General features: G+C 45.9%; 1 protein-coding gene. It reads right to left on the bottom strand.

Going from position 1 to position 2,102, the window contains the following annotated elements; translation table 11 throughout:
* Positions 1-2,102: GEVED domain-containing protein (locus tag PAND9192_RS20020; protein WP_234999233.1), on the bottom strand; the 2,102-nt coding region annotated here is incomplete at both ends.

Genomic DNA, 2,102 nt, shown 5'->3' with positions numbered 1-2,102 from the left:
GTCACATTGGCATTATTAGTGCCATCAGGCACAGCAACTGAGGTCATTTCATCTGCTTGAAATTGCCCATCAGCATCATGATCGACCCATGCATATAAGGTGGCAGCACCGCCTGTAGTATTAGTCACTGGCACATCTAGCGACCATGTTGTCATCGATGGCGACAATACCGGTATCGTTAAATTGTCTTCATCATCAAAATCAGTTAAATCATCAGCATCGGCATTAACCGACGGTTGACCATTACTGTCAGGGTCTGCCTCGGTTGCCCCGATAAATAAACTGGCTGATGGGGTGTGTTTCGCACCATCATCAGCTTCATAAGTACCATAACTTGCAGGCGCATCACCGTAATCTTCCGTTGGGGTAATGGCAGTACCGAGAGGGGCTGGGGCAACAAAGATGCGATGATCTTCAATTTCACCATCACCACCATAACCAACAAAATCGGTTGCATTTAAAATAATATCGCCCAAACGGATACGCATTGGGTAATAAGCCGGCACCAATGGCGATAGACCTGACCATGTTAATGTTTTTGATGTATCGGCTGGCGCAACAGTGGTAGTGACATGTTCTGAAGCCTCAAAGCTGCCATTTAAATTCCAATCTACCCATGCGTTTAAATAAACATTCACACCTGTTGTATTGGTCACGGTAATGGTGGTGCTGTAATCGGTATCGCCTTCTTGCCCACCGCTAATCGTCGCATCTTCATCATCAGTGCCGGCATTATCATCGCCTTCGGCAACTGAGCTCAGTTGATCGACGGCATCAGCATCAGGCGCTTGTGCGCCGATGAAGGTTTGTCCACCATCAAGGGTATGCCAAGGGCCACCGACAGCCATCGAAGTAGAATAGGTGTCTTCTAAATCGCCTTTATCTGCACTATTGGTGACAAGTATCCAATGATCTTCCACTTCACCCGATGAAGTTGCGCCGTAACTGCGGGGATCTTCTGTTGTGGACGTCACCGTATCATCAAATAATTCATGGGTTAAACGCACTCTTAGATAAATATTGGTATCATTCGAGCGCCCACTCATGCTGCTCCACGATAGGGTTTCTGTCGTCACACCACTCGCGGCAGGTACCGTGATCACACCGCTATTAATAAATTCGTCACGATCAAAACGCCCGTTACGATCAAAATCTATCCATGCATATAAATAGGCAGGATTTGCACTGTTATTAGTAATGGTTGCGACTGCTGAATAATCAGATTGGGTCGTTGATAGAACACCATACACCACGCCATCTTCATCATCAGTGCCTGTATTATTGTCATCCCCTAGCGCAAATGTATTCGGTGATGCGGCATCAGTTTCACCATCCGTTGCATTGGTACCAAGGTATAAATCCGTTGAGATAATATGACGCGCACCATCATCACTTAATGTGGTGCGGTAATTATCAACCCCAACATTAGCGGCACTATCAGGCGCATCCCCGTAATCGGTATCTCCCACTAAATAGAGGTAATCTTCCACTTCACCATTACTGGCAACACCAAACCAATCGTTAGCGGTTAATGCATCATGGGTTAATCGAATACGCAACGCTATGCTGCCATTGGTTAATCCTGATAACCCATTCCATGTTAAATCCACACTTTTATCTGCACTATTATAAGGAATATTGCCACTGGCAAAGGCGGAGGCACCGACACTGTCATAGTCAATTGAATCCACCACTTCATCAGCACTGAATGCGCCATCTTGATTGGTATCAAGCCATGCAACTAAGGTTGCCGCTATACCTGATGTGGTTGAATTACGTAAGGTAATTGTTGTTGTGAATGTTGTGTCTGACAGCGCTAACATCGGCAATGGTAATACAATCCCATTTTCATCATCGCTGCCATTGGTGTTATCCCCCGTCGCACTGGTACTGGCATAGCCATCTGCTTCTGCATCAATAGTGCTGGTACCAATGTAAAGTGTCGATTTATTGATTAGCCCATGAGTAGGTCCTTGAGCTGCCATTGTTGTTTGATAACTATTGGGCGCATCACCAAAATCATGATCGCCGATATATATACGATGATCTTCAACCTCACCGTTGATTGCCCCACCGAGTGCTCGTTCATCTTCTGCTGTTGC

It is taken from the genome of Photobacterium andalusiense (assembly GCF_900185625.1).
Lineage (GTDB): Bacteria > Pseudomonadota > Gammaproteobacteria > Enterobacterales > Vibrionaceae > Photobacterium > Photobacterium aquimaris.
This window is presented reverse-complemented; position numbering and strand designations above follow the sequence as displayed.